Annotated in this window: 20 protein-coding genes; 12 read left to right on the top strand and 8 right to left on the bottom strand. The window is 37.0% G+C overall.

What is annotated here, in order from left to right:
- Positions 1-3: 3 nt before the first annotated feature.
- From CWD90_RS12125 to CWD90_RS12110, 4 genes are all read right to left on the bottom strand, one after another.
- Positions 4-1059, bottom strand: coding sequence for a hypothetical protein (locus CWD90_RS12125; RefSeq protein WP_103476331.1), 1056 nt, complete (start codon positions 1057-1059; stop codon positions 4-6).
- 6 nt (positions 1060-1065) lie between these two features.
- Positions 1066-2751, bottom strand: a complete 1686-nt coding sequence (locus tag CWD90_RS12120) for a DUF6909 family protein (protein WP_103476330.1) — start codon at positions 2749-2751, stop codon at positions 1066-1068.
- A gap of 123 nt (positions 2752-2874) precedes the next feature.
- Positions 2875-4374 carry a GH3 auxin-responsive promoter family protein gene (locus tag CWD90_RS12115; protein WP_103476329.1) on the bottom strand — a complete coding sequence of 500 codons (1500 nt, stop codon included), beginning with the start codon at positions 4372-4374 and terminating at the stop codon, positions 2875-2877.
- A 6-nt stretch (positions 4375-4380) separates the two neighbouring features.
- Positions 4381-5250 (bottom strand): M23 family metallopeptidase, encoded by an 870-nt coding sequence (locus tag CWD90_RS12110; RefSeq protein ID WP_103476328.1) that lies wholly within the window; start codon positions 5248-5250, stop codon positions 4381-4383.
- Between the two features lie 198 nt (positions 5251-5448).
- On the opposite strand from CWD90_RS12110, the gene CWD90_RS12105 reads away from it, so the two are divergent.
- The 3 genes from CWD90_RS12105 to CWD90_RS23220 all read left to right on the top strand — a co-directional run bounded on the left by CWD90_RS12105 (position 5449) and on the right by CWD90_RS23220 (position 9395).
- Positions 5449-5634, top strand: a complete 186-nt coding sequence (locus CWD90_RS12105; RefSeq protein ID WP_103476327.1) for a Sec-independent protein translocase subunit TatA/TatB — start codon at positions 5449-5451, stop codon at positions 5632-5634.
- A 557-nt stretch (positions 5635-6191) separates the two neighbouring features.
- On the top strand, positions 6192-8849 hold the full coding sequence (locus CWD90_RS12100) for an OmpA family protein (protein WP_103476326.1): 2658 nt from the start codon (positions 6192-6194) through the stop codon (positions 8847-8849).
- A 375-nt stretch (positions 8850-9224) separates the two neighbouring features.
- Positions 9225-9395 carry a DUF6747 family protein gene (locus CWD90_RS23220; protein WP_192878019.1) on the top strand — a complete coding sequence of 57 codons (171 nt, stop codon included), beginning with the start codon at positions 9225-9227 and terminating at the stop codon, positions 9393-9395.
- A gap of 332 nt (positions 9396-9727) precedes the next feature.
- Here the strand turns inward: CWD90_RS23220 and CWD90_RS12095 are convergent, their stop codons facing one another.
- The 3 genes from CWD90_RS12095 to CWD90_RS12085 all read right to left on the bottom strand — a co-directional run bounded on the left by CWD90_RS12095 (position 9728) and on the right by CWD90_RS12085 (position 13675).
- A complete protein-coding gene (locus tag CWD90_RS12095; RefSeq protein ID WP_103476325.1) occupies positions 9728-10720 on the bottom strand; it encodes a DUF4837 family protein in 993 nt (330 codons plus the stop codon).
- Between the two features lie 12 nt (positions 10721-10732).
- Positions 10733-12370, bottom strand: coding sequence for a lytic transglycosylase domain-containing protein (locus CWD90_RS12090; RefSeq protein ID WP_103476324.1), 1638 nt, complete (start codon positions 12368-12370; stop codon positions 10733-10735).
- Between the two features lie 114 nt (positions 12371-12484).
- Positions 12485-13675, bottom strand: a complete 1191-nt coding sequence (locus tag CWD90_RS12085) for a phosphoglycerate kinase (RefSeq protein WP_103476323.1) — start codon at positions 13673-13675, stop codon at positions 12485-12487.
- A gap of 231 nt (positions 13676-13906) precedes the next feature.
- Between CWD90_RS12085 and CWD90_RS12080 the strand changes: the two genes are divergently transcribed.
- The 3 genes from CWD90_RS12080 (at position 13907) to CWD90_RS12070 (ending at position 16688) form a co-directional block, all read left to right on the top strand.
- Complete coding sequence (locus CWD90_RS12080) at positions 13907-15058, top strand: DNA polymerase III subunit (protein WP_103476346.1); 1152 nt, start codon at positions 13907-13909, stop codon at positions 15056-15058.
- A 24-nt stretch (positions 15059-15082) separates the two neighbouring features.
- Positions 15083-15481: a DoxX family protein gene (locus tag CWD90_RS12075; RefSeq protein ID WP_103476322.1), complete on the top strand. Its 399-nt coding sequence runs from the start codon at positions 15083-15085 to the stop codon at positions 15479-15481.
- 421 nt (positions 15482-15902) lie between these two features.
- Positions 15903-16688 carry a patatin-like phospholipase family protein gene (locus CWD90_RS12070; RefSeq protein WP_103476321.1) on the top strand — a complete coding sequence of 262 codons (786 nt, stop codon included), beginning with the start codon at positions 15903-15905 and terminating at the stop codon, positions 16686-16688.
- 195 nt (positions 16689-16883) lie between these two features.
- Here the strand turns inward: CWD90_RS12070 and CWD90_RS12065 are convergent, their stop codons facing one another.
- Positions 16884-17933, bottom strand: a complete 1050-nt coding sequence (locus tag CWD90_RS12065) for a ferredoxin--NADP reductase (RefSeq protein ID WP_103476320.1) — start codon at positions 17931-17933, stop codon at positions 16884-16886.
- 128 nt (positions 17934-18061) lie between these two features.
- Between CWD90_RS12065 and CWD90_RS12060 the strand changes: the two genes are divergently transcribed.
- The 6 genes from CWD90_RS12060 to CWD90_RS12035 all read left to right on the top strand — a co-directional run bounded on the left by CWD90_RS12060 (position 18062) and on the right by CWD90_RS12035 (position 24079).
- Entirely contained in the window at positions 18062-19534 is a 1473-nt protein-coding gene (locus tag CWD90_RS12060; RefSeq protein WP_103476319.1) for a DUF5687 family protein, read from the top strand.
- 14 nt (positions 19535-19548) lie between these two features.
- Positions 19549-20244, top strand: coding sequence for an ABC transporter ATP-binding protein (locus tag CWD90_RS12055; RefSeq protein ID WP_103476318.1), 696 nt, complete (start codon positions 19549-19551; stop codon positions 20242-20244).
- A gap of 246 nt (positions 20245-20490) precedes the next feature.
- Positions 20491-23034, top strand: a complete 2544-nt coding sequence (gene porW / locus CWD90_RS12050; protein ID WP_103476317.1) for a type IX secretion system periplasmic lipoprotein PorW/SprE — start codon at positions 20491-20493, stop codon at positions 23032-23034.
- A gap of 19 nt (positions 23035-23053) precedes the next feature.
- Positions 23054-23485: a bactofilin family protein gene (locus tag CWD90_RS12045; RefSeq protein WP_103476316.1), complete on the top strand. Its 432-nt coding sequence runs from the start codon at positions 23054-23056 to the stop codon at positions 23483-23485.
- The gene (locus CWD90_RS12040) at positions 23463-23693 is read left to right on the top strand and encodes an AtpZ/AtpI family protein (RefSeq protein ID WP_103476315.1); all 231 of its coding nucleotides are present in this window, start codon (positions 23463-23465) and stop codon (positions 23691-23693) included. The genes CWD90_RS12045 and CWD90_RS12040 overlap by 23 nt, the downstream gene beginning before the upstream one ends.
- Complete coding sequence (locus tag CWD90_RS12035) at positions 23693-24079, top strand: DUF6168 family protein (protein ID WP_103476314.1); 387 nt, start codon at positions 23693-23695, stop codon at positions 24077-24079. The genes CWD90_RS12040 and CWD90_RS12035 overlap by 1 nt, the downstream gene beginning before the upstream one ends.
- The last annotated feature ends 55 nt before the right edge of the window (positions 24080-24134 follow it).

Below are 24134 nucleotides of genomic sequence, written 5' to 3'. Positions count from 1 at the left end.
AGATTATTCTTTTTTATATTTTTTTAAATATATGTTCAAATCCAGCAGACTTAAAAGTATCAAGGTAATTCCAATAAATCCAAGTGGAATCCAAAATTTATAGCTATTAAAAATACCCTTGATTTCTACTCCTCTTCTTGGGAAGGCGGAGATGACGTTTAGGATGCTGGATTTATTGGCCCTTTCTTCGTTTAACAATACTAGGCTCTGTTTTAATTTGTCAACCTGGTTTATCAAGGCCAATTCCTTGTTCTCTTGACCACCATTTTCACCTAAACTAATATTGGTTCCCTGTTGAGGTCTTTCGGCCTCTTTTTCCATTACGCGCTTATATAAATGCTGTAGAGAGTCGACCTCCATTAATTGCTTTTTATATAGACTATCCTGTAAACTAATGTTTTGGTCACTAATGCTCTGTTGGAGCTGAAAATATTCATTCCTGGAAATTGACTTAATAATAGAGGGCTGTATTGTTTTGGCTACCGAACTATTTGTTGCGGTTACAGAAATAGTATGGAAACGTGCATCCATGGAATTAAAATTTTTCAAATAATTTTCCATATCGATAGCCTTTTTGGTAGTTGAATCCAAACTTCGCACAAATTTATCGAAAAGTTGTACCTTTTGGTTTTCATCTGAATAGGACTCTAATACAAACTTTTTTAGTTTCGCAGCCTCAGTAACACTGACATCCAAGGCTTCTGCTAATGCTGTAGAGTCTTCTGCTTCAGCCAGCTCATTGTAAAAATTAACATTGTTGTATAACTGCTGTACACTGTTAAAATTGGGCTCAACCACCATAGTGGAGATATATTGTGGTTCTTTTACCATATCCAAGTAGATTCCTAGGGCTAAACCTATAACAGCGGCAATCACAAATTTTATAAAATGCTTTTGTACAAAGAGAAGGAATAGAATAACTGAATGAAAAATTCCTTTGAATATGTTTCCAATAAAATGGAAAAATTTCTTGAATCCATTTCCAATTAATTGAAACAGTTGCCCTAAATCGACTTCCTCAGAAGAAGAATGGTTAGGAGTTGGTTGCTGATTGGCCATATTAATTTAAGAATTAAATATTTGTGTTAGTATTTTGTCCGTAATCAAATAAGTGGGTTTCACCCCCGTAGTACCCAAACCTCCCGAGGCTAATGTACTCCCGGTTTCCAAGGGATTATCAGAGGCGTAATAGGCATATCGTACTTTAACGTCTTCCCGTATACTTTTTCTGATCTTGGAAGCGGACTGTATGGCTTTTTGATAATGCACACCCTCCATTTCCAATCCGATAACATTCCAAGTGGATTCATGGAAGAATTTAAGGACGTCCCTATTCTGTAAGGAGGTACCCAAAACGGTTACCATTGCTCCCTGAAGCACCTTAAGTCCGTTGCCTTCGAAATCTTCCTTACTTAATTCATTTACAAATGGGTAATTGTCCGCCGTTCCTTCAAAAATATGGGCATCCGGAATCATGATGTCCCCTTTTCCACCCTCCAAAATTCCTGCTTTCCCCATTATTGTGATTGACGTTACATTCAAAAATACCTCTTGGTTTTTTTTGACCCTATAGGGTTTTAATAATTCATCAATCGTTTCGTAGGCCTGTTCCCCAAAGGCGTAATCCATTACAAAGATAACAGGTTTTTCACTTTCCGGGCAATTCGTGGCCAATTCATAGCAACAGGTTCCTGTACCCAATCTCGACATATCAAAAATTTGGACATCTATATTGGTTCCGGAAACGTCATCAATAGAGATCATCCCATTCTTTTTAGCATGGGCACTGACTTTTTCTCTTAAACTAGAATTTTTGGGAATGCTTAAAGCTTCAAATAATTCTAATTTTGTTTTGGACTTGAACGATTTTGAAAGTGCCTTTTGAGCAAACAAAGAATTCATTACACTGTGCATATTGGCACTTATAATGTGGATGGGGCGGTCTAAAAGGCTATTCTCCATCAATGATTCCTTTATCCTATTGGCCCAACGTTCCCCATGAATATGATGTCCCAAACGTTCACGCAACATGGGACTAAAAGTAATAGCCCTTTTATTTCCCGTTGTTTCTTCCTCAATGGCCAGCTTGCCCAACCAATAGATGATTTTTAAAAAGCGTTCTGGTTGAGTAGTGGTGGATAACTGCTTGTGAACCGCCATAATTTCTATAAACGGCCTCCCCAATATATTAGCTACATGAATCAAAGCAACCTCTCTTTCCAATTGGGAAAGTTCCTCCTTTTGGGCCGCCTCAACCAATTTCACCCAGTCCCTAACCGTTTTATCCGTATCTTCTATAAGCACTTTTTTACTGAGCTTTTCCGATTCAATAAATAAAAAAGTGAGATGGGTAAGTATGTCATAAATATCGGATCTACCTCTGGTGATTTCAATATTCATCTGTTCATCATCGATCCTATAACAGTTTCTGCGTCTTTTTGGTGGAATAATGGGTTTAAACTGGGAACCGGCATATCCTTCATCCGAAGTTAAGTTTATAAACCGGCATTGTTCTATGCCTTCCGGCAATCTTTCCAAAACATACATTAGCCCGTTTAGCTCGGCTTTTTCATCGGCGATGGAGCCATAGATTTCTGGACGTAGTTGTAATAGAGACTGTCTTAGTGCAGCTCCGGAAACACCAGAAGGCTTGTAAAAACCACGATTGAAGAGATGTCGCATTGTAATATACAAGCGCTCAATGGCATTGGTGGAATCTTGTGCCCTAGTCGTGTTAACGGATTTACTCATAAGCAGATTTCGTGCAAAACTACAATTTAAATTGTTTATTTTCTCCGTGAGGGATTTTTCTCTATTACCTTTTAGGAGCTTATGTATTAAAATTAGACTTTTTTGTCGAATGCAATCTCTAATTTATTTCATGAACTTACTTCTTAAGATATCCGCTACTTTTCGATCATTGGATAATCTTTGAACTTTATTTTGACCTCCTAGTTTTCCGATAGATTGCATATAATCCTGAAAACCTCCAGTTTTAATTTGCGAAATTTTGAGTGTTTGAAGTATGTTTCCTTCGATTAAGTCGAAATAGTAACTATTCTGCCTCTGAAGGGAGTTGTCCAATATGTGGATAAATTTCTTGATATCCGATGGGGGGTTTTCAAATTCGATCAGCCATTCGTGGTATGGAAGTTCGTTAATCTCCGGATTAATCTGCGGTGCTACGGTAAATTCGTTTATCCTAGCATCGGTGCCCTCTATGGCCTGTTGCATAGCCTCTTCCACTTCTTTTCCAATAACGTGCTCCCCAAATGCGGAAATAAAATGTTTTATTCTACCGGAGACGATGATTTTAAAGGGTTTTAATGAAATAAACTGAACGGTATCTCCTAAATTATATCCCCATAATCCTGCATTGGTAGAAATGATCATAACATAATTAACTCCTAGTTCTACTTCCTTTAGGGTAATCCGTTTGGGGTTTTTGACAAAGAATTCATCAGCCTTGACAAACTCATAAAAGATACCGGAATTCAATAATAGGAGCATTCCCTTTTCTTTTTGCGAATTTTGGTAGGCGAAAAACCCCTCACTAGCCGGAAATAGTTCTATGCTGTCTACCCTTCGCCCGATGAGATTTTCAAACTTTGCCCGATAAGGTTCGTAATTGACCCCACCATAAATAAAAAGTTGGAAATCTTTGAAAAGATTTCCAACTTTTTTATCTGTTTTAATGTTTAGCTTCTCAAAATACATTTGAACCCATGAAGGTATTCCCGCAATAACCGTCATGTTTTCGTTGACCGTTTCAGCCACAATTTTATTCACTTTCGTGTCCCAATCTTCCAAACAATTGGTTTCCCAACTGGGTAATCGGTTTTTTTGGAGGTAGTTGGGGACATAATGGGCAGATATTCCTGATAATCTACCAATTTTGATCCCGTTTTTTTCCTTCATTTCAGGACTTCCCTGAAGAAATATCATTTTCCCATCTACAAAATCAGCATTTCCCGTTTCGTGAATGTAATTAAGAATGGCATTTCGCGAAGCTTCTATTTGGTATTTTATAGATTCATGTGTAATGGGTATATATTTTACACCAGATGTAGTACCTGAAGTTTTGGCAAAATAGGCAGGCTTACCCGGCCAAAGTATATCTTTTTCACCGGCAACCACTTTCTCTACGTATCCCTTTAATTCCTCATAATCCCTAATGGGAACATTTTCTACAAAGTCGCTATGGGTCTGTATCTTCGAGAAATGGTGGTCCTTGCCAAAGTTGGTTTGTTTTGCTCTAGCGATGAGCGAATTGAAAACTGCTTCTTGCGTTTCAATGGGTTTATTAACCCACTTAGAAGTTTGTCTGGCGATATTCTGGGCAAATATTTTTGCTGCAAATGATTTTAAACTCATCTAATTTTATTTAAAATCTATAAAATCCAGTGGATTGATAGGGCTGCCGTTGCTCCAAAGCTCAAAGTGTAGATGGGGCCCTGTGGTTAACTCACCGGTATTCCCGACTGATGCAATTACCTCTCCTGATCTAACTACATCGCCTTGGCTTTTGTTTAGTGCTCCGTTATGCTTGTAAACACTTAAAAGGCCATCCACATGTTCAAGGATAATAACGTTACCCGTTTCTGCAGTCCATTCCGCAAAAACTACAGTACCATTGGCTACAGCTTTGATCGGGCTGTCCTTAGGTGCCACGACATCTACGGCAAAATGTTTGTTTTGCGCATCAAATCCCTGGGACAAGGTACCGCTTAAAGGAGAAAAAAGTACTTGACCAGGATTATTAATGTTTCTTTCGAATAAATTATATTTATCTTCTAAAGCCACTTGTGCCCTTAATAGGGAATCTTCTTTTATTGGGGTTAAATCTATAGTGGATGGATCTAGCTTATATTGCTCGAATAGGGAATCCCTGTTGATTTCGTTATTTTCTATATCGCCCCGCAAAACCTTTCTTATGTTATCTAGATACCTGTTGGTATAATTCAGGGTTGCAACAAGGGAATCTGTCCTGTAGGTGAGTTCGGTAGCCTGTCGCTTTAGTTTAGTGGAAGAATATCCAGGAATATATTCCCTTAAGGGTGTAAATGCTATTAATAATATGGTGAAACCTATCAATGCAATTATGAAAAGGGATCCTGTGACAAAAACATTCATTCTACTTAATTTAAATGAAAGTTTTTCCTCAAAAGTACTTTCGTTCAAAATCACCAGGCGATACTTATGTAAAAGTTTCTGCTTAATTTCTTTTCTTTTCTTTACCTTTTTGGCCATAATAAACAAAGATAAGGTTAGTATTTAAATTTAATTCCTTTATTATTAAATTTGATTTTCAACACTTATATCACTGCAAAAGTATCTATTAACAAAATATATTCTAATTTAGAATAATTAAAATATATTTTAGAGGTCAAAATTAACAGCATTTTAACATCTTTTTTAGTACCTTTGTTACTCTTAAATCATCATACTATGATAACTTTAAACACATTTTTAGTCATTGGTCCAATGCAAATAGCCTTGGTTGTGGCGATAGTCTTATTATTATTTGGAGGAAAGAAAATTCCTGAATTGATGCGTGGATTGGGAAGCGGCATCAAAGAATTTAAAGATGCTTCCAAGGATGACGATAAATTAGAGGAGAAAAAGGAAAAATAGAATAGTTACGTTATATACAAAAGACATCTACCACTGTGTAGATGTTTTTTGGTTTATACCCGTTCTATATTTTAGGAGGCTATTATCTTTACTATTTATACACAGGCCGGAAGTTGTAATAACTGCATCTCACTTTTACTTTTTTAATAAGATTAAAACAATACAATATAGAACCATTTGCCAATTGGCATTTTAATTATATTGAAAACATTTCAATCCATTTCACTGGTTCAAAATGGCTTTGTTGTGTGCCTTCTAAAAGAATATTTGAGAATGGAATTATTTAAATTCACCGCGATTTCTTTGGGGATATCACTTCACTTTACACGACTTCCTTTCATGCTAAATGTTTAATACATTGTTTTTTATTGGGGTTACACCAATAAAAACAGTGCATTCACAACAAATAATTTTTTTACGGCACTAACAGATCTAGTTTTAGCGTTGGTAATAAAATATAAGGTATTTGTGGATTTGATTAGGAAGTTAATTCTTGACCTTTGCAGATACTGGGAACTATTGAAAATAGAGCCCTAGATTTTTTTAATTATACAACAATGAAACAACTTCTAACAGCCTGCTTGCTCTTTCTTGCTATTATTGGCAGTGCCCACGGAATTAGGAAAAACGTTCCCTCCAATATGGATGAACGATTTTCGGATATAGATATAAGTGCTAATAGCAAGTCCAGTTCCACATGGACCTTTGGCAATACCATTACCCCGGAAACCTTTAAAAAGAAGGCTACGGCCAACCGTATTAAAAGTAGGACCTTTAATAATCTTAAGGGGGCGGATGAAGGTTTTTATATAGTTTCAGGTGTATTTTCCGATTTAGACAATGCTCAAAAGCTGGCCCAAAAATTAAAGGGGGAGGGTTTTGCTGCTGGTTACATAAGTAATGCAAGTAATGGTCTCAATTATGTTTATTTGGGGATGTATGATGACTTGGATAAGGCTATTGCCGCCTGTAATTCTAAATTGAACGGGACCTATACGGATTCTATTTGGCTAATGAATATAGATAATAGCGGTAAAACAAAAAAAATTGAGATAGAAGGAAATAACTCTGCTTCAAATTTTTCGACTCCTATCTCTACGAATGACAACTTCTCCACTAAAGACCTAAAAGATTATCCGAAAGCTATTCAACAGCCAGAACAGGAGGAAAGGCCCTCCACTAAGGACAAGGAGTCTTCGCTCAAGGAAGGGTTATCTATTGATGAGGTTACCTATGATATGCTTAGTCCTGTAGAGGAAAGTGCACTGAAAAGTACTAGCCAAAAGGAAAATAGATCAAAGGAAAAGGGAAACCCCAATGCGGCAAGACTCATTCAAAAAGCAGATCAATATTTTGACAAAATGTGGTATGCGGAGGCCGCTGAATTATATGAAGAAGCCATAAAAAAGGATGCCAACAATTATTCCTTGGAAATTCTTCAAAAAGCAGGAGATGCCTATTATTACAATACGAACATGGCGAAAGCCTATTACTATTACAATATTGTATTTGAAAGATATGAGAACGAAGTTTCCCCTGATCAAATTTTTAAATATGCCCATACCCTGAAGGGCACTGGCAAGTATGCCAAATCTAAAAGAATGATGCGTCTTTATGATAAAGAGGTCAAGAATGGTAATGTAGGTTCTAAAGTGGATTTCAATCCGGGCAAAAAAGAGTCGGTGTTGGATAAGATCCTTAGCGCTGAGCTTAAATTTGGACTTAAAAATCTAGCTATAAATACCAAGTATTCAGAATTTTCACCAATGTTTTACAATGAGGATGAGATAGTATTTGCATCCGCAAAAGACTCATCTATATTTAATACCAGACGGTATAAGTGGAATAATCAACCCTATCTGGACCTTTACGTGTCAAAGATCAATAAGGAATCCCAAGACCTTAAAGAGGCAATCAGGTTTTCAAAAAAAATAAATTCTAAGTATCATGAAGCATCGGTGGCTTTTACTCCAGACAATTCAACCATGTTTTTCACTAGAAACAATTATGGCAAAAAATTAAAGAGGTCTAAGAACGGTGTTAATCACTTAAAAATTTATACCTCAAATAGAATTGATGGTGAATGGACTGATGCTGAGGAAGTCCCTTTTAACAGTGATGAATATTCCACGGGGCATCCCGCTTTGAGCCCAGATGGTAAGAAGTTGTATTTTGTATCAGATATGCCCGGAACAATTGGCGAGACTGATATTTTTGTTGTTGATGTTTTGGGAGATGGAAATTATTCCGAGCCTAAGAACCTGGGACCAGAAATAAATACGGAACAAAAGGAAATGTTTCCATTTATTAATGATAAGAAGTTGTACTTCGCTTCCAATGGCCATGTAGGACTTGGTGGTTTGGATGTATATGAGGTTGCATATGATGAAAAAGGATTCAAGGAAGTGGTTAATATGGGACAGCCTATTAACAGTAATAAGGATGATTTTTCATATATCGTTAATGAAGAAAACCAAAAAGGATATTTTGCTTCCAACAGACGTGGCGGTAAAGGAGATGATGATATTTATTCGTTTGAAAGGCTAGTATTGGAAGAGGTGGTAAAGAATGCCATATCTGGGGTAGTTACGGAATTGATTACAGGGGACCTAATGCCGAAATCATTGGTGACCCTATTGGATGAAAATAATATTAAATTGAAGGAAATGGTTACGGAAGATGACGGTTCCTTTGTGTTTGAAGATTTGGATTCTAACACCAAATACGCTATTAAGACCACTAAGAACGAATTCTTTGAAAACTTGGTAACGGCTGAAACCAAAGAAAATGAGGTAGTTAATGTGGATATTACCATGAAGAAGCTAAAAGAGCTCATAGTGATTGAGGACGGTATAAAAAAGCTTAAAACAGATATGATTTTCTTCGATTTTGATAAATCGTACATAAGGAAGGACGCATCTTTAGAGCTTGATAAATTGGTACAAGTGATGACGGAGTACCATGATATGGTAATTAAAATTGAGTCCCATACCGATTCCCGAGGTCCAGACGTTTACAACAAATATTTATCGGACAAAAGGGCAAAGTCCTCAAGAGCATATCTTATTTCTAAAGGTATTTCTGCAGACCGCATTGAAAGTGCCATCGGATATGGTGAAGAACGTTTGATTAATGAATGTGGAAATGGCGTGCGTTGTAGTAGGGAAAAACACGAACTTAACAGACGATCAGAGTTTATTATTGTAAAGATGTAATATTATAATATACACATAATTACTAAAGTTAAAACCGCCTTTCTTATAATGAAAGGGCGGTTTTTTTTATGCCAGAACGGGTTCATCTAATATACCCTTAAGAGAATAATTCAGTTGGGCAGGAGGGTGGGAGGTTACATGATAACCATTCAATATAATAAGAAGTAACCTTTAGGATCCTTGAACAAAATATTGGTCCTAAGGTTAGGTCTATAAGGTTATTGGTATCCAAATTATCACTTATGATTATTGGCCAAACTAATTTTCACAACATGCTAAGGGCTATTTACAACAAAAAAGTCCGATGAAATACCTAACCATCAGATTTTGAGTTATATAAGTATTATAACCCACGAAATAACCAAACCAAAAATCATGAAAAACGTTCAATTAATTCGAGAGATTTATTTAGAAGCATTTAGAAACATGGGCCATGTATTTGTTAAATCCTATTTTAAGGCAATGAGCTGGTTTTGTTTTGCCAGTATCTTGATTGTACTCTATGCTTTTGTATTCAGAATTACCACAGGCTACGCCTTTGATTAAACCAAAAACCAACCAAAACTAAAAAACGCCCAATTGGGCGTTTTTTTATTATCTTTCATTTTTTGCTATTGATAATTCTTAGAAATTTTTATTTCCTAAAAGTGATAGTTGAATCTTCCCAACGGTTATAAAATATATAATGTCTTAATCACTGATTTTTGAAATTTTGGTTAACATGATATTAAATATTACCAATATAATAATGATAGGGTAGCCAGGGCTGTTATTTTAAAGTTTAACGCGCATTTATCCATTTAACTACGGTATGTTAGGGTCAAAAAAAATAGGGCCCGTAGTGGCCCTATCTGTAATTTTTATTTTCGTGGATGATATTATTTAATATCCTTGAACTTCACTGTTTTTAAAATGGCTTCTAACTGGAACATATCGTCTCTTTTTTCAGTAGCAGGAGCAAATACAAACCCTTCTATGATTACCTTCCTGTTATTTTTATCGTCATTTATAATATAGGTAAGAAATGGTCCCGCCATAGGATAACCACTTATTTCCCATATTCCTCTAACTTCAACCGCCTTTCTGTCCGAAATATCCACAGGAAAAACATAAGGGGCAAAGGCTTTTTCGGTCATCATATAAGTTGTTTTCCCAGGGACATCAGGACCTGGAATATATTGTTTTCCAATAGAATCCCTCATAGTAACAATATTCTTAACAAAGGTAGAGTCGTTTTTAAAATAGTCATTTGGGATATCGTAGGCAATAATATTCATACTACCTTTTTGAATTTGTCTATCGATCCAAATAAAATTATTTTCCTGTTTTCCTACCTTGTAAATGGAGGGCAACGACAAGGTAATGCCCAATTTGTCGTTCAATACAGTTTCCTTGCTCAGCGATTTTAAAAAGCGCTTTTGAGATTCTTGGATTTCAACCTCCTTAAAAGCTTCAATAATTTCCTCGGCCTTGGCATCCAAATTTGAAATAATTTCCTCGTCTGTAGTTCCTTTAATAACACCCACTTTTTGAGGAGTGGCGTAGACATCCGTCTTAATATGGGCAAGACTCAAAGTATCCTTGGCAACAAAAAGAACAGATCGTGTTTGTAAAACTGATCCGGAAAAGACTTTTGGGGGCATTTGGTTAATGGTAAAGAGGGGCTCTTCCCAGGAAAGACCTAAAACAGGTGCCGCAAAATACTGTCTTACTTGGTCTCCAACTTTTCCTTCCCACAACTCATTTTCCATTACAACGGATAATGAATTTATTGCACCAATTGATTCTGGAACGTATTTCTTTTTCTCATTTTCTCCACAGGAGACAATAATCAAAGAAATAAATAATGCTATTGCGCCAATTTTTTTCATATAGTTATTTATTTACGAAGAACAATCGCACAATTTTAACTTTGTGCCCGGTTTTATGTCATTACCACTAATACCGTTCCATTTTCGTAAATTATCTATACTAATTCCAGGATATTTTTTAGAAATGGTCCAAAGGGAGTCTCCGCTTTTAACCGTATGCACCTTGGTACCTGCTGCAGCTACTGAATTTGTTGAGGTGGTACTTGTCTTTGTTGAGGTTGTCGTTGAAGGAATTTTTCTTGGATAAATAGTCAACCTTTGTCCAATTCTAAGGTTATTGCTTCTTAGTCCGTTCCAACTTTTAATCTGACTAACACCAACGCCATATCTTTCGGCAATTTTTCCTAGAAAATCGCCACTCCGAACCTTGTATCTAATCTGATCTTGCGACTGTACAATTTGTGGTAAGGGCTCTTCCTTGGATTCTAATTGATTTTCCACATGGGCATATATAGCGGCCTCGTTGGCGACAAATTTGCCCAATGCATCTACAGGAAGGCGAAGTGCATAATTCTTATTCTTAACATAAGGTATTACCTTTAATTTATATGCCGGATTCAAAAACTGCAACTCTTCCTCGCTAACATCTACCAATTCCGAAATTTGATTAAAAGTAATCGTGCTCTTCACGTGTACAGTATCCGTCTCAAAGTAAGGACGTTCCGCAACTTGAGTAGTAAACCCATGTTCTTCCGCATATTCAAAAATATACATGGTAGCTAAAAATGCAGGGACATATCCGGCAGTCTCCCTTGGCAGGTTTCTTCTAATATTCCAGTAGTTTTTGTATCCGCCCGATCTTCTAATAGCCTTGTTAACGTTTCCAGGCCCGGAATTATATGCCGCTAAGGCCAAATCCCAATCATTAAAAATGCCGTGGAGTTTTTTAAGGTACATACTTGCGGCCTTGGTCGAATTTATTGGATCACTTCGTTCGTCTACATAACTGCTCACATCCAAGTCGTACATTTTACCGGTACTGTACATAAATTGCCAAAGACCGGTAGCTCCTACCCTAGAACGTGCCCTTGGATTCAGGGCCGATTCAACAATTGCCAAATATTTAAGTTCCAAGGGTACATTTTGGTTGTCCAGTTCCTGTTCAAACAAAGGGAAATAGAATTGGCTTATGGTCAACATCCTGCTCATCATATCCCTTTTTCGGGTTAGAAAATAGCGTATTACATTCTCCAAAGAAGGATTGTAAACAATATTAAAGGGTGTTTTTTGGTTCAAGATTTCCAATCTCGCCTTTAAGGTATCTGTGTCTACATTAAAACGATAAACCGAATCTATTTCAAGAGCAGTAATGTCCTGATAAATGGAATCAAAAAGTGAGGAGCTGTCGTACAATTCCTTCATCCATAGACTGTCAAACTTGGCAACCTCTGGATAATCTTTTAAATCATATTTCTTTTGACCTTTTATTAATACCAAGGGATTGTCCTGAATATCATCCACGGCTTCCATGGATTCCATCTGCTCCGCACCCTCCATATCCATAGCAGTGGTATCCGCCGGAATTTCCTTTGCTTTTATAATGTCAAGGCCAAGTTTATTGGCGGGAATTGAATCTATTTCCTGTGCTACGCCTGTAACCAAGAAACCTATAGATAAAACGCCCAATAATATATTTTTGGATGTATTCATAAGGTTTGTTTTTTTAAGCGGGGCAAACGAAAATCGTGATTTTTTTCTAAAACTTAAAACTTAATTTTTACAAGCCAATCAAAATTAAATAACCCATACTATGTAACGGTATTTTTATGCCAATATTGCTGCTATTCCCGGCAGTGTTTTGCCCTCGAGGCTTTCTAACATGGCCCCTCCACCAGTGGAAACATAACTTACTTTGTTTTCGAAACCGAATTGCTTAACGGCGGCTACCGAATCACCACCACCCACTAATGAAAAGGCTCCTTTTTGAGTTGCTTCATCAATAAAATTGCCAATTGCAATAGTTCCCTTTGCAAAGTTTTCCATTTCAAAAACTCCTATTGGGCCATTCCATAGAATGGTTTTCGATTTTAAAATTACTTCCTTAAAGATTTCCAAGGTTTTAGGACCTGCATCCAAACCTTGCCAACCATCTGGAATTTCGTCTGAATTGACCACCTTAGTTTTTGCATTGTTGCTAAAATCGTCTGCAGCCAAAACGTCCACAGGGATATGTACTTCTACTCCTTTTTTCTTGGCTAAGGTAAGTATTTCCAAGGCTAACTCCATTTTGTCATCTTCACAGATAGAATCTCCAACCTTACCGCCTTTGGCTTTTACAAAGGTATATGTCATTCCGCCACCAATAATAAGATGGTCTACCTTATCAAGAATATTTTCGATAATCGTAATTTTTGAGGAGACTTTTGCCCCTCCCAAGATAGCGGTCACAGGTTTTTCACCTGTTCGCATAACTTTCTCTATGGCTTCTATTTCTTTGGCCAACAAGAATCCAAAACATTTTTTTTCTGGAAAAAATTGAGCAACTATGGTTGTGGAGGCATGTGCTCTGTGCGCGGTTCCAAAGGCATCATTTACATAAATGTCCCCTAATTTGGATAATTGCTCTGCGAAATTTTTATCTCCTTTTTCTTCTTCAGCGTGAAATCTGAGGTTTTCTAATAATAGCACTTCGCCACTCTTTAATTCGGCCACTGCTTTTTCCGCAATGGGTCCAGTACTTTCCTCAACAAATTTTACCCTTATCCCAAGCACTTCCGATGCCTTGTTACAGATATGTTTTAAAGATAGATCGGGATTTACTTTTCCGTCTGGTCTTCCTAAATGGCTCATTAACACGGCACTTCCGCCATCTTCCAATATTTTTATTATGGTGGGTTTTGCAGCTTCAATTCTATTATCGTCGGTTACATTAAAATCCGCGTCCAATGGAACATTAAAATCTACTCTTATTAATGCTTTTTTACCTTTAAAATTAAAATCGTTGATGGTTTTCATTAGCCCTTTGGTTTTAGAGAATGACAAATGTAAAGATTTATAGGTAGTGAATAAAGAGACTGTTCCAATTATTTACGTGGTTCATATTATGAATTGGAATTTTATTTTATAAATGGATGAAAGTCAGATTGAATATAATGTTGCTATTGGTAAAGAAAACGATGTTGATCTATATATTTTCCAATGCCTTTTCAACAATTAGTTTTAGATAAAAACCGCTATATTTGGACCATGTTATTCAAGGATATTTTAGGACTTTCCCATATAAAAAATCATTTAGTTTCCAGTGCGGATGCGGGTCGTATTCCTCATGCACAACTATTTGTAGGGCCGGAAGGCTGTGGTACATTGCCTATGGCCTTGTGTTATGTTCAGTATTTGCTTTGTGGGAACAGTGATGGTGAAAACATTAATGGTAATGCTGCCTGCAATACAAAATTTAACTCTTTGGCTCATCCAGACGTTCATTTTGCATTTCCGGTAGCCAATTCGGACAAAGTTAAAAGTCACGCTGTAAGTGATCATTATTTGGAAGAATGGCGCCTATTTATAAAGGAACAACCCTATGGGAATCTTTTCGATTGGTATAAATTACTAGGGATTGATAATAAACAGGGGCAGATTGGTGTGGACGAAGCACTGGATGTGGTTAAAAAGCTTTCTTTAAAATCGTATGAAGGCGGGTATAAGGCCCTGATAATTTGGATGGCCGAAAAAATGAATACGGCTACAGCCAATAAACTTTTAAAGTTGATAGAGGAACCGCCGGATAAAACGGTATTGATTTTAATTGCAGAAGACGAGGAACAAATAATACAGACTATTAGATCCCGTTGCCAAATATTGCATTTCCCTCCCTTGGCCGAAGAAGCTATTTCTAAGGCACTAATAGAGAAGGGGGTATCCCAGGAGGATGCCCTTAGGATATCACATGAAGCCAATGGTAATTTCAATAAGGCGTTGGATTTCATGAATAACGATTCTGAGGATTTGGTATTTGAGAAGTGGTTTGTGCAATGGGTACGAAGTGCCTTTAAGGCCAAGGGTAACAAAGCAGCAATTCATGATCTTATTTCTTGGAGTGAAGTGGTGGCCAAAACGGGTAGGGAAACACAAAAAAAATTCTTGAATTATTGTATGTCTGTCATGAGGCAAGCCCTTTTAATTAACTACAACACGCGCGAATTGGCATTTATGAGGATTCATGTCGAGGGTTTTCAATTGGAAAAATTTGCACCTTTCGTGCATGAGAACAATATTGTTTTAATAGTGAAAGAATTGGAGGATGCCATTTATCATATTGAAAGAAATGGTAATTCCAAACTTATACTGATGGATCTATCCATTAAATTAACGCGCTTACTGCATAAAAAAGCAGCCTAAAGACACTAACTTAAAATATATACTATGGTCCACTTATCGACATATCCCACGGAATTACTTTTACTTCTATTTGTAATAATAACTTTTCTTCAAAGTGCATTGGATAAAATCCTGGATTGGAAGGGTAATTTGGAATGGTTAAAAGGGCATTTTTCCCAAACTCCTTTTAAGAATATGGTACCTCTGTTATTGGGAACTGTGTTGGTCACGGAAACAATTGCAGGTATACTTTGTTCCATAGGGTTTTATATGCTTTGCGTCTCCGGGGATAGTACAATAGCCATGGCGGGAGCTATTTTGGCTTGTCTTGCGTTATTAATGTTGCTCCTAGGACAGCGAATAGCCAAAGATTATGACGGAGCAAGAACCATAGCCATTTATTTTATTCCGGTTATTTTTCTAGTTTTTTTGTTACAATCTTAAAAACTAATCTCGCGGGAAGTTTTAGTTGTATTGCTTTTCTAGCTAATAGTTAATGGAAACCAGCGGGATAAAAATATTAAAAAGACATCCTTTTTTTACTTTTAATACTATATTCTTAAACATCTTCCTGTTTAAAAAATTACTGAGAAGTAAGACGAAATATACTGCTTAGTCGGTTTTTTACCCATTATTAAAAGGGTTGGGGTTTAGAAAGTCGGGCCAATGGAAATATGGGATCGATGAGAAGCTATCGAAAGACCATTTCTACAGGACAAAATGGAGTTTACCAACTAGGTAGTTTGTAAACCAATGTGTTTTTCTGAATTAATCTTCAAAGTTCGATGGGTTATGGGTAATTTTGAGTTTATATCCTAACGGATATTTGTATGTAATTAATCAAATCTGATAAACTTAGACTTTAATGAATTTATCGGAATTTAAATCAAAATCGGTTGGGCTGGTATTGTCCGGAGGCGGAGTAAAAGGAATGGCGCACATTGGAATGATTCAAGCGCTGAATGAATTTGGGATAAATACACATTCTGTATCCGGCTCTAGTGTTGGGGCTCTGATAGGAGCCTTATACGCTAATGGCAACTCGGTCGCAGAAATGCTACAGTTTTTTAAGGAAACACCTCTTTTCCGTTATCATTTTATGACGATTTTAAAACCCGGACTCTTGGATACTGAAAGGTATTTTGACCTCTTAGCGAGATATTTTCCGGATAATTCTTTTGAGTCCTTGCAACGCAAGCTCTATGTGGTAGCTACTGATCTCCAAAAAGGGGAGGAAAGAATATTTTCTGAAGGGGAATTAATTAAACCGCTGTTGGCCTCTGCTGCATTACCTCCAGTTTTTAGTCCTGTAGAAATTAAGGGACGGTTATATGCGGATGGCGGTATTATGAACAACTTTCCTTATGACGAGGTTGCCAATACTTCAGACTATATAATTGGAAGTAACGTTTCCGGAATAAAGGAAATATCCAGAGAGAGTATAAAATCATCTTATCAATTGGCAAACCGGACCACCTCTTTGATGATTTACGCCAATAATAGAAACAAAGTTGAGCAATGCGACCTAATATTTGAACCCAAAGCCCTTGAACTTATTGGTATATTGGATAAAAAGGGAATTGAAAAAGCGTATATAATCGGCTATAAGCATGCGGTAAGAGTAATCCAGCAAACTTTTGGTGTATCTTAAATTTGTAAGAACTTGTATTTATTTTTCTTTTGTAGGTATTTAAGTAAAGCGTTAAGCGAAGGTCTGTTAATACCACACGGCTTTTAATTGAACAGCTCTTTAAAAACTTTTATAATTTACTTACGTCTAGAATTTTTAATTTTACCCATTGCCTACTTCAAGTTCCCAGATATATTGTGAGAAGATTTTCTCTATTTAAACATCGTCATAATCCACTGTTAGGGTAGGTGTGGTTGGATGCGCCTGACAAGTTAAAATCAAGCCTTCGGCTATTTCACTATCCGTCAGTATCTGGTTTTTTACCATATCTGCTTTTCCTTCTTTAATCCGTGCGATACAACTGCTACATACTCCGCCTTGGCAAGAATAGGGGGCATCTATGTTTTCCTTTAAAACGGCATCAAGCACCAAGGTACCTTTGTCCATGGATATAGAAAATTCTTCATCATCCACAATTACCTTTAGTTGAGTTTTCCCCTCCAGTTTTTCTGGAAGTTCATCTTTGATCTCCGTTGAGGTGAATAGTTCGAAATGGATTCTATCTTCTGGGATGCCCTTGTCTTTTAAGTTTTCGGTTACTAACTGGATCATTGCCTCGGGACCACATAAATAGTAATCGTTAAAATCAAGATTTTTATGTTTGTTTTTTAGCACATAATTTATCGTTGAAGCCTCAATACGTCCAAAAATAGATTCGTCTTCTTGGATCTGACTCAAAATAAAATAGACATGAAATCTATTGGTGTATTCCAATTGAAGCTTCACCAAATCTGTATAGAACATGGTCTCCTTATAGGATTTATTCCCATAAACCAGTACAAAATTGTTCTTGGAATTGGACTCCAATACGGTTTTTGCAATACTCATAATCGGAGTAATACCACTACCAGCAGCAAAGGCCACCACATTTTTGGCGCTTGGAGAAGGTTTAAAAACAAATCGGCCTTCTGGCGGCATTACGTCTAATACATCCCCTGCCTTTAGTTTGTTGTGTGCAAAATCTGAAAAGCCACCCTTATCTACTTTTTTAACCCCAATGGTGATACCATCACATTTGGGAGAGGAACTTATAGAATAGGCCCTGCGCAATTCCTTACCCTTTATTTCCTTTTTAATGGTGATATATTGCCCTGCTGTAAATGCAAAGGTCTGTATCAATTCTTTCGGAATGGCAAAAGTAATTGCAACTGAGCTCGGTGTAAGCGGCTTAATTTTTTGAACCGTAAGGGAATGAAAATGGGACATATTAAATCTTTGGTGCAAAATTAAACAAAGCAAGCAGGATTTAAAACGGGAATCGAAAAAAATACAAGGGGTTTGTAACAAATACCCTAATTTCGGGACTAATTCAAGAGAAATAACTATCTAATAGCATGTTAAAGCACTTTCTAACGCTTGAATGGAAATCTTTTTTTAGGTCAGCCTCTTTTAAAGCCAATCTTGCCATTAAAATTTTTATGATTTTTGGGGCCCTCTATTTTATGGCTGTATTCCTTGGCTTAGGAATAGGGGCTTTTTATATCATTGAAAAGCAAGGTTGGGGAGATCCACTTACCGTCGTTAATCAGTTTATGATTTATTATTTGATGGGGGATCTATACATAAGGTACATGTTGCAGAAAATGCCGATTACCAATATTAAGCCCTTGCTGTATCTCCCTGTAAAAAAAAGTCAGGTGGTGGCTTACTCCTTGGGGAAAACGGTAGTTTCCTTTTTTAATTGGTCGCATGCTTTTTTCTTTGTACCCTTTTCTATAGTCCTTTTGGTAGAGGGTTACTCGCCCATAGGAGTCATTGGTTGGCATTTGGGCATCATGGCACTGTTTTATTGTAATAATTTCATAAATGTATTGGTCAACAATAAGGACAATGTTTTTTATGCCCTTCTTGGAGTAGTTCTAGTTTTGGGCGTATGTCAGTATTATGAACTTTTCAATATCACCGTGTATACCTCCCCATTATTTAATGCGCTTTATGAGCTGCCTTGGATAGCTTTTTTGACATGGGGATTGTTGATAGCACTTGCTTCATCGGCCTATATTTATTTTAAAAGACATATGTATCTGGATGCCGGACTGGCCGGAAAGAAATCTTTGGCCAAGACAGAGGACTATGCCTGGCTGAACCGTTTTGGAAATTTGGGAACATTTTTAAAGAACGATATAAAATTAATTAGAAGGAACAAGCGATCCAAAACCTCCGTAATCATGAGCTTTTTCTTTATTTTCTATGGATTTCTCTTCTTTACGGGTGGTATAGAGGCCTATGATGGACCGGTATGGAAGGTATTTGCGGGGATTTTTATTTCTGGAGGGTTCTTGTTTAGTTTCGGTCAGTTTGTACCTAGTTGGGATAGCGCGTACTATCCTCTAATGATGAGCCAAAATATTAGGTATAGGGAATACTTAAACTCCAAATGGTATTTGATAATCATAGCTACTGTCCTAAGTACCATTTTGGCTTCCTTTTATATTTATTTTGGATGGGATGCTTATTTGGCGGTCATAGTAGGGGCTATTTACAATATTGGGGTTAATTCCTATTTGGTTTTATGGGGCGGGGCCTATATTAAAACACCCATCGATTTATCATCCAATAAAAAGGCGTTTGGGGATAAGCAGGCGTTTAATTCAAAAACCTTATTGTTGACCTTGCCCAAATTAATTTTACCCATGGGGGTTTATGCCCTTGGGCATTATTTAATTAGTCCAACCGCGGGTTATATTTTTGTGGGGATGGCAGGTATTATTGGATTCGGATTTAGGAATAAAGTGTTTGCTATGATAGAGGCCATCTACAAGAAGGAAAAATATAAGACCATTGCTGCCTATAAACAAAAATCATAAAAATAAAAATAACTATGATTACAGTCCAAAATTTAACAAAAAAGTACGGTGAATCCATAGTACTGAATATAGAAAATTTGGAAATTCCCAAAGGACAGAGCTTTGGTTTAGTAGGAAATAATGGGGCGGGTAAGACGACATTCTTTAGTCTCTTGCTCGACTTAATCCAGCCAAGTACTGGGCATATCATTAATAACGGGGTGCAGGTAGATGCGAGCGAGGCTTGGAAACCTTTTACCTCGGCCTTTATTGATGAGACCTTTTTGATCGGGTATTTGACGCCTGAGGAATACTTTTATTTTATTGGGGAACTACGTGGCCAGAACAAGGCGGATGTAGACAATATGTTGGCTGGGTTCGAAGATTTTTTTCATGGGGAAATCTTGGGCCAGAAAAAATACCTGAGGGACCTATCCAAAGGAAATCAAAAAAAAGTTGGAATTGTTGCCGTATTTATTGGTGATCCAGAGGTGATTATTTTGGATGAACCCTTTGCCAATTTAGACCCTACTACCCAAATTAGGCTAAAGGGAATTATAAAGGATTTGGCCGTCAGTAAAGAGGTGACCGTTTTGGTGTCCAGTCATGACCTAATACATGTTACCGAGGTTTGTGAACGAATTGTGGTGCTCAGTAAAGGGGAGTTGGTGAAGGATATCCAGACCTCCAAGGAAACCTTAAAAGAGTTGGAGGTTTTTTTTGGGGGATAAATCCCTCTATGGCTTTAGCAGACTTTAACTATTTCTATAATGTTATCAATATCCAGTAATATTGGCTAGAGCAAATTTTAGGAATAGCATGGATATATATTCTTTTTTGACAACTTTTTACTTCTGCCCATTTCTTGGAGTAGGTCCGGAATGTTACGTCAACTAGACATAATCTAATTTTTATCGACTAACTGCATAATAATTTGGTTGTTTTTAAGTTTAGGATACGTACGAATACATAGAATTTTGAAGCTTCACAATAGACTTATATTTTCAGTTGTTTTTGGAGGATTGGTTTTTAATGCCTGTTCCACCAAGAAAGACGCACTATTAAACCGTAATTGGCACGCCCTAAATACCAAGTACAATACCTTGTATAATGGTAATATTGCCTTTGAGGAAGGGCGAGAGGGCCTTAATGCCGTTTATCAGGATAACTACTGGGAAATATTGCCCGTAGAGCGGCTGGAAGTCACTGAAGATATAAAATTGGATTCTGAAGACAATAACCCAAATTTTCTTATTGCCGAGGAAAAGGCCACCAAAGCCATACAAAAACACAGTATGGACATTAAGGATGAAGAGCGCAACCCACAGACCGATGAAGCTTTTTTATTGTTGGGGAAGGCCAGGTATTTTGATCAACGCTATATGCCGGCTTTAGAATCCTTCAATTATATCCTTAATAAATATACACAGAGCGATAAGTTGAATGAAGCAACGATTTGGAGGGAGAAGGTAAATATTCGTTTGGAAAATGAGGAACTCGCTCTTAGGAACTTAAAGCGTTTAATAAAACAGGAGCGTTTAAGCAATCAAGAATATGCCGATACCCGTGCCATGATGGGTCAGGCTTACATCAACCTTAAAATACAGGATACGGCCATTCAGCAATTAAAAATTGCTTCGGTCTACACTAAAAAGAATCCCGAAAAAGGTCGCTATTTGTATATTATTGGTCAATTGTTCAATCAGTTGGGACATAAGGACAGTGCCAATTATGCATTTGACAAGGTAATTGCCCTAAACAGGAAATCGCCGAGGGTGTATATGATCAATGCCCATCTGCAAAAGATTCAGAACACCGAACTTACCGATGATAATAGGGAGGAATTGTATGAATACCTTACGGAATTGGAAGAAAATAGGGAAAACAGACCTTTCTTGAATAAAATATATCGTCAGGTGGCTGAATTTCATTTGGCCACTAAATCCGATAGTCTGGCCTTGGTTTATTACAATAAATCCATTCGTGCAACTCAGAATATGCCACAATTGAACGCTTTGAACTATGAAAATCTGGCAATCTATAATTTTGACCAGAACGGTTATAAGGCTTCCGGAGCATATTATGATAGCGTGTTGCAAAATTTAAATGAGAATACCAAAAAGTTTAGAGCGGTTAAAAAGAAGCTGGACAATTTGGAAGATGTTATAAAGTATGAAGAGGTAGCCCAATACACAGATAGCGTAATTACCCTTTATGAGTTTTCAATTGAGGATAGGGTGAAGTATTTTGAGGATCATATTGCCCAATTAAAGGAAGTTGCCGAGAAAGAAAAAAAGAAGGAAGAAAGTATGGCCAATGCAGGTTTTGCAGCCTTTAGTAAAAGCAAGGGAGGCAAGGAAAACAAGGGCAAGTTTTATTTTTATAATATAACAGCATTGGGATATGGCAAGAACGATTTTAAAACTAGATGGGGGAAGCGAAATTTAGAGGACGATTGGCGATGGTCCAATAAAGTTAAATCGCAAAATCTTGAAGTAAGTGGGGGTAATTTGGCAGATTCCGGAGTTAAGAACGTTGCAGCCATAGGAGAGGATCAAAAATATAGTGTTGAATTTTATTTAGATCAAATACCTACAGAAGCAAAGGTAATCGACAGTTTAAAATCTGAACGCAACTTTGCCAATTATCAATTAGGCTTGATCTATAAAGAAAAATTTAAGGAGAATGTATTAGCTGCAGGCAAATTAGAGAGTGTTTTAAGATCCAACCCGGAAGAAAGGTTGATAATTCCATCAAAATACAATCTTTACAAGATATACGAAGAATCAGGTAGTTCTTTGGCAACGGACATGAGGTATGATATTATTAAGAACCATCCCGAATCCAGATATGCGGAAATCCTTCTAAACCCACAGGCCGTGTTGGCTGGAAGCTCGGATAGCCCTGATGCCAAGTATAAGCGCTTGTATAGACTGTTCCAAGACCAGGAGTTTTTACAAGTTATTACAGGGGCCGAGGAAAATATTAGTACCTATACCGGTGATCCCATTGTTCCAAAATTTGAAATGCTAAAGGCAAATGCTATTGGTAGGTTACAGGGATTTGAGGATTTTAAGGAAGCATTAAATTATGTGGCCCTCAACTATCCCAACAATCCAGAGGGGAAAAAAGCCCAGACCATGGTAGCGGAACAATTGCCCAAGTTGGAGCCCAAAGTTTTCTCTTTAGAAACCGGTTCTACAGGTTCAGGAAATTGGAAAGTGGTCTTTCCTCTTAAAATCAGGGAGGATAAAAAAGCTCTAAGGCTTAAAGAACTTTTGGAGAAATCTATAGAGGACCTTAAATATAAGAACAAGGTTTCAAAAGACATCTATAATCTTGAAGATCAATTTGTGGTGGTTCATGGTTTTAAATCCAAGGACTTTGCCTTAGGTTACGCCGAATTGATAAAAAACAACAAGGATTACCGGATCGGTGATGAGAATTTCGTAATTTTATCTAACAACTATAAAATAATACAAGTACATAAGAATATAGCAGCTTATAAAGCTCAGCAATAAACCCCAAAACCTTAACAAAATGTTTTCAGATAACAAAAAACCTCGTGTTATGACAGAATTAGGCGGACAACCCAACAGAATTGAAAAAAATACTAGAATCAAAGGCGACATAGTCTCTGAAGCGGATTTTAGGATTGATGGAAAATTGGACGGCAATGTAAAAACTTCAGGAAAAGTGGTCATCGGTATCGATGGTTATATTCATGGTAAAGTGGAGTGTGTAAATGCCGATATTGAGGGTAATTTTAATGGAGAGTTGATCGTTTCAGATCTTTTATCCCTAAAGTCCTCTGCGGTTATAGAGGGCACGGTAACAGTATCCAAATTAGCGGTTGAACCTGGTGCAACTTTTAACGCGGCCTGTACAATGAAGGGGAAAGAGGGCAAAAGCTCCTTAAATAGTCCAACAAAACATTCAGTAAGCAATAATGAGCCAGCAAAAGCCTCCTAAAAATAACAACGGTTTAAAAAATGCCGCCTTGCTGTCTGGTATTGCTTTGGAAATGGGGGGAATTATCTTTTTTTCGGCCAAGGGAGGTAAATGGTTGGACGACTATTTTGAAATGGAGTCCAAGACCTTTCTTATTGTGCTAACTCTATTGGGAGTTGCCATTGCAATATATTTGGTTTTACAGCAATTGAAACGCATAAAGTATTAATGTCCAAGCATAAATTTCTTTTTACTTTTTACTTATCCTTGGTATTTTTGAGCCTTTTGGTTTTTTGCCTTCATATCTTGGTCCTTTATTTATTTGGTTTTGCCTTGTTCGATCATATGATCGTTTTGGCTTATATGTTAAATGTGGTGCTGGCCTTGATTATATTTTCTGCCCTTTACTGGTTTCGGGTTAAATATAGAGATCAAATTGGATTTCTTTTTCTAGGCGGTAGTATGCTCAAGTTTTTATTTTTCTTTATCGCTTTTTATCCCTACTATAATGCCGACGGCAACATGGAATCCTTAGAGTTTACCTCTTTTTTTGTTCCTTATTTCGTATGCCTTCTTTTGGAAACATTATTTACTGCCAGAATGCTAAATAGTTAGCTTCAATTTTGTTTTCCGGACTGCTTTTAAATTATGGTCTAAAATAAACCGTTTA

The organism is Arenibacter catalasegens, assembly GCF_002909235.1.
Taxonomy (GTDB): Bacteria; Bacteroidota; Bacteroidia; order Flavobacteriales; family Flavobacteriaceae; genus Arenibacter; species Arenibacter catalasegens.
The sequence above is the reverse complement of the archived record's forward strand: the minus strand, read 5'-3'. Positions and strand labels throughout refer to the sequence as shown.